Here is a 4,810-nt window from a genome sequence, read left to right as displayed (position 1 = left end):
CTGTACGGCGGCCAACTTGAACTCTGTCGTGTACGACTGTTTCGGTACCTTGAACATGCCTGATTTCCTTCCTTTGCGTCGAGTTTATACACGACCTATTGGAAGGCGAAATTTCAGGGGAAGCTCACTCAAGTTCCAGCAACTTGCACCGTTACCCGATCAGCGACATGTTGATTGTCACGTACGGTTGAAAGCGAATTCAAAGCAGGCATACGCTCAATGGATAACGGCGATGTATCAACGGCTAACTGAAAGAGTTCCGCTTTTCGGCACGGACGCGCCATGGGTCGTGCGCCTGTCATTCGTGCTGTTCGTGTTCGTCTGGTTCCTGGAGCTTAACGAATCGCTGTATGCGCTTTCAATATCGAAGCTCATTCACCAAACGCCGCAACAACACGGAGGCTTTGTGCTGATGAGCGTCATCTGGGGCGGGTGGCAGTTGTTCAACGTCGTGCTGTTGATCGGCATCGCATATCGCGGCAACTGGGCGAGGGTGATTCAACTGATCCTCGTGGTGTTCGGCACCTTGTTGCTCATGACCGTGCAGTTGCTCAACCAGAGGTTCCCTGTCGGCCTGCTCTATTTCGGCAATGCGGCAGCGACCGCGTTGTTGTTCGTGCCATCGGCTGCTGCGTGGTTCGGCGGATCGATTGTTCAGGAGGATCGCGACGCTCGCTCCTGACGGCGTACCACGGTCGCATCTACGTGGTCCGGGATGCAATATGCCGTGCGGCGGACTGCCTTAGAGCTTGCAGGTTCCCGTTGGCTTGAGCGGATGCGGCACTGTCGAGATGCCATTGGCGCCCGAGACGAGTTCGCGAGCGAAGATCTCATCGGGACCGTCATTATCCTGCACAAAAATCTCGTAATTATGTCCATGCTCAGGCACGAAGGTGCTCGATTTCGCTGCATCGATCGCCCTGTACCGCTTACCGCCGATAAACCGTTCGCTCACAACCTGCGCATGAACAGTCATCGGCTCGCCGGCTGGAACGATGTACTCGTGGAAATACCTCGCCGCGTCGGACGGCACGGGCATGCCCACTGTCTTGTTGGAAAGACTGGATAAGCCGGGCTTGGACGCGACGAAATGCTTCGCTTCCCCCGTAACGCACGCGGTGTTCATGTAGAAGGTCACGTTCGCACCCCAGTAAACGCGTACACGAGCCTCCGTTTCCGGGTGATAGTTTGCAGCGGTCTGGAACGGCGTGCCCGCGCAAGCGCACAACAACACAGGGCTCAGAAGTGAAACGTATCGGGCGAAAGTATGGCGGTTCATCAGGAACGCGATTGGGATATAAAGGCGTGCGTTTGCAGCAGCGAGGTCTGCGTGAATTCTACGTGAATGAGTAAAGAAACCGGCTACCGCACGAGATAGTCTGCCGAGAATCGGGAAGAGGGTGACTCATCGGGCATGTCACGATTTTCCTTTTTTCCGGCCGCTCAACCACCACATCGTGGCTCCCCAAAAAATACCGCCGACCATGAACGTACCGATATTTCTGGCGACATCTAACGTGCCGACTTCGTGGTGCTGCAGAACCTGAATCGCAGTGAAAATGACTGCCGTGCAAATGCCCCACATCAGGACTCCACGGACTACGACAAATCGCAGCATTAAATTTCTCCATGCGAGCGTGACAAGTTGTTCGGATATGCAAAACAAATCGAGCGATTCCCAGGGCACTCAACGTGGCCAGAGAGATTGCCAGTTGCCTATGAATTGTCGATGATTTTCCCACTATGTCGAACGTCCGAAACGGGTAGGCTACTGCCCGACGTGGACACCTGAAACCGATCCGTTGCGGTCTCTCACCCGATTGCGGCGACTGCCTGCTGCTCGGCCAACTTCAGTCGTTCTGTCCGAGGGCGAAGGAACGGAGTCAAACCGACTAACGCCCCTTGCTGGAGCGCATCGATCTGGAATCGAACTGCTTTAGCTCCGCGTCAGTGAGCATGTAATCGCTGCAGTCACGCAGGCGGGCAATGGCGAGATCCAGGAACGCTCTTACTCGCTTGGGTTGAGCGGTTCGACTTCCGTAGTACATGTGCAATCCAATATGTGCGCTCATGTGCCGCAGCAGGATCGGCACCAGCCGCCCCGCCCGAATATGCGATGCCGCCGAGAAGCTGGCTAGCTGCCCTATGACTTGCCCAGCGAGGACGGCTTGCATTTCCAGTTCCGAATCATTCGTGGCGAACGCTGGCGACATCTGCCGATATTCGAGCCTGCCGTCGACCGTCAAATACCAGGGGGCTACCTTGCCGGTCCCCGAATGGCGGAACACGCTACAGCGATGCGCCGCCAGATCGTCGAGCGTCAATGGCACGCCGTACGCCTCCAGATAGCCGGGGGCGGCACACACCATCATCTGAATTGGAAAAAGCTGCCGTCCGATCACCCCTTCGCTGGGCGATGCCCCGATCCTGAAGCCGACATCGACGCGATCCAATACCCAGTTGCCGATCCCGTCATCGAGTTGCACGTCCGGCTGGATACCTGGGTGCACACGGCAGAACTCGTCGAGCAACGGCATGAGGATGGTGGCGAACGAGGATTTCGGCCCGACGATACGAAGCGGCCCGGCGATTTCATCCTTGGATTCCCGCGCCAGGGCCAGGGCGCGATCCAATGCCGCCAGAGCCGGCTGTGTGTTCTCCAGGAATCGCAGGCCCTCCTCAGTCAGGGCAAGGCTGCGCGTGGTTCGATGCAACAGGCGGACCCCGAGGTGCCGTTCAAGTTGCGCGATGCTCTGACTGGCCGCCTGGGGCGTAACACCCTGAGCCAGTGCTGCCTTTCGAATGCTGCCGAGCTCCACTGCTTTGGCGAACATCGCAATGGCCTTGAAGTCGTTGATGGGCATGACCGAAGCTTTCGATGGAGTGCGAACGGGACAATGAGGCAGATTTTAATTATCAATCTGAGGTTGATATTGACGCAAGTCTTTCTCGGCTATTCACTTGAAACTGACCGTTCTACAGTAGCGCTCGTCGGGCCACGTGCCCATGTCGTCTAAAACCACCATCGACGTTCAATTCCAAGGATCAACCATGCAACACGTCACACTGAACAACGGAATGCAGATGCCCATCCTCGGCTATGGCGTCTTCCAGATTGCAGACGAGGCAGAATGCGAGCGCTGTGTCGTCGACGCAGTACAGGCGGGTTATCGTCTGATCGACACCGCTGCGTCCTACAGGAACGAGGCGGCCGTCGGACGCGGCTTGAAGCGCAGTGGCGTGGCGCGCGACCAGCTTTTCGTCACCAGCAAACTGTGGGTTGAAGATGTCAGCTACCTGCGTGCGCGTACAGCCATCGACCAATCGCTGCGCCGTCTGGATGTGGATTATCTTGATCTGTTCCTGATCCACCAGCCGTTCTCGGATGTTCACGGTGCATGGCGCGCCATGGAGGAAGCGCATCGCGCCGGCAAATTGCGGGCGATTGGCGTGAGCAACTTCCAGTCGGACCGCCTGATGGACATCACGGCGTTCAACGAGATCAAACCGGCGGTCAATCAGATCGAGGTTAATCCCTTTCATCAGCAGGAGGAGAGCATCGCGTTCATGCGCGACCTCGGCATACAGTCGGAAGCGTGGGCCCCTTTCGCCGAAGGACGGGGCAACCTGTTCCAGAACGATCGATTGGTGGCCATTGCCGAGCGTCACGGCAAGTCCGTGGGGCAGGTCGTACTTCGATGGCTAGTACAGCGCGGCGTCGTTGCGCTCGCAAAGTCGGTGCGAAAGGAACGGATGCTGGAGAACCTGGCCGTCTTTGACTTCGAACTGTCCGAGGCAGATATGACGGCAGTCGCATTGCTGGAGACGGGCACCAGCAGCTTCTTCTCACACCGCGATCCTGCGATCGTGAAGTGGATGAGTGAACGAAAGCTCGGCCTCTGAGATACCGTGGCTGACCGCCAGGAACCAGTAAGATCTGAGTGGCGTTCGCGGGTCATATGCTCGCGAACGCGATCAAATCGGACATTCAAACGGTCAGCGTGACAGACCGCTTCTGGCCGCACTGCGCCCCACGACCGGGTACGCCGCTCGCCCACGGCCCACGCTCTCATGCAACAGGCATAACCGATCCACAAGCGACGCTCAAGGCGCTTGATACCGGACATTCGGACCAGTTCTTAGTCGGCACTCGGGGCCAGCCTCGGCGAGCCCATTTTGAACCATGCTTTCGCGATCTTTCCATTCTCAATTTGATAGATCGCAAGCACGTCGATTTCGCCGATGCCATTGGCAAACGTGCGCGTGACTACCTCTTGGTCGACTACCAGGTTATCGACGACACTGCGCCTGATCAGCTTGCCGAACAGGTTAGGTTCTTTGAATCGAGTGACGTGACGCTCGCGTATCTGCCCCGCTCCGCTGGCTAGCAGTTTCGCGGGAAATTCGTAATATTCACAGTCGTCGGACCACCACTCCATAAAGGCATCGATATCACGTGCGTTATATGCGTCGAGTTGCTTTTGTACCGGCTGCTCTGCAGCTGTTGGCGCAATAGATACTTTCATTTTCGTTGATCGTCCTTAGTGGGATAACCCAAATTTCCAAAGTCAAACTCGATGTCGGCTTCTCGCAGGCCACTGCCAGTCTACGACTGTCGGGTAGTGCCCGACGACCAAGCGTGCCGATCGCCGCGGGGGGGGCATGCAATTGGCATAGAGCGACCCAGAGTGTGTGGAAACTCCATTTTTGCCGCCAAGCGGGCGATTGCCGGTCAGGTCGATCGAGTTTGATACCGTGAGTTTGCACTAATCGAACATCGCGAGCGCAACAAAGCCCCTCGGGGCTTCAG

At 57.0% G+C, this 4,810-nt stretch carries 6 protein-coding genes; 2 read left to right on the top strand and 4 right to left on the bottom strand.

All coding sequences use genetic code 11. The features are described from left to right. On the top strand, nt 1-682 hold a 682-nt coding region (locus tag HHL14_RS32555; RefSeq protein WP_206002629.1), incomplete at its 5' end, for a hypothetical protein. A 60-nt stretch (nt 683-742) separates the two neighbouring features. Here HHL14_RS32555 and HHL14_RS32550 read toward each other — a convergent pair. The 3 genes from HHL14_RS32550 to HHL14_RS32540 all read right to left on the bottom strand — a co-directional run bounded on the left by HHL14_RS32550 (nt 743) and on the right by HHL14_RS32540 (nt 2,864). Further along, nucleotides 743-1,279, bottom strand: coding sequence for a hypothetical protein (locus HHL14_RS32550; RefSeq protein WP_169501704.1), 537 nt, complete (start codon nt 1,277-1,279; stop codon nt 743-745). Between the two features lie 138 nt (nt 1,280-1,417). Beyond that, a complete protein-coding gene (locus HHL14_RS32545; RefSeq protein ID WP_169501703.1) occupies nt 1,418-1,618 on the bottom strand; it encodes a hypothetical protein in 201 nt (66 codons plus the stop codon). Nucleotides 1,619-1,892: 274 nt separating this feature from the next. Then, nucleotides 1,893-2,864 (bottom strand): LysR family transcriptional regulator, encoded by a 972-nt coding sequence (locus HHL14_RS32540; protein ID WP_169501702.1) that lies wholly within the window; start codon nt 2,862-2,864, stop codon nt 1,893-1,895. A 187-nt stretch (nt 2,865-3,051) separates the two neighbouring features. Between HHL14_RS32540 and HHL14_RS32535 the strand changes: the two genes are divergently transcribed. Continuing rightward, on the top strand, nt 3,052-3,903 hold the full coding sequence (locus HHL14_RS32535) for an aldo/keto reductase (RefSeq protein WP_169501701.1): 852 nt from the start codon (nt 3,052-3,054) through the stop codon (nt 3,901-3,903). A 236-nt stretch (nt 3,904-4,139) separates the two neighbouring features. On the opposite strand, the gene HHL14_RS32530 is transcribed toward HHL14_RS32535, so the two are convergent. Continuing rightward, nucleotides 4,140-4,526 (bottom strand): nuclear transport factor 2 family protein, encoded by a 387-nt coding sequence (locus tag HHL14_RS32530; RefSeq protein WP_169501700.1) that lies wholly within the window; start codon nt 4,524-4,526, stop codon nt 4,140-4,142. Nucleotides 4,527-4,810 lie beyond the last annotated feature (284 nt).

The organism is Paraburkholderia antibiotica (assembly GCF_012927125.1).
GTDB classification, from domain to species: domain Bacteria; phylum Pseudomonadota; class Gammaproteobacteria; order Burkholderiales; family Burkholderiaceae; genus Paraburkholderia; species Paraburkholderia antibiotica.
The sequence above is the reverse complement of the archived record's forward strand: the minus strand, read 5'-3'. Positions and strand labels throughout refer to the sequence as shown.

What these genes read in the sequence shown, in the direction of transcription:
- HHL14_RS32550 (WP_169501704.1), bottom strand. Translation starts at nt 1,279, where the DNA reads ATGAACCGCCATACTTTCGCCCGATACGTTTCACTTCTGAGCCCTGTG.
- HHL14_RS32545 (WP_169501703.1), bottom strand. Translation starts at nt 1,618, where the DNA reads ATGCTGCGATTTGTCGTAGTCCGTGGAGTCCTGATGTGGGGCATTTGC.
- HHL14_RS32540 (WP_169501702.1), bottom strand. Translation starts at nt 2,864, where the DNA reads ATGCCCATCAACGACTTCAAGGCCATTGCGATGTTCGCCAAAGCAGTG.
- HHL14_RS32535 (WP_169501701.1), top strand. Translation starts at nt 3,052, where the DNA reads ATGCAACACGTCACACTGAACAACGGAATGCAGATGCCCATCCTCGGC.
- HHL14_RS32530 (WP_169501700.1), bottom strand. Translation starts at nt 4,526, where the DNA reads ATGAAAGTATCTATTGCGCCAACAGCTGCAGAGCAGCCGGTACAAAAG.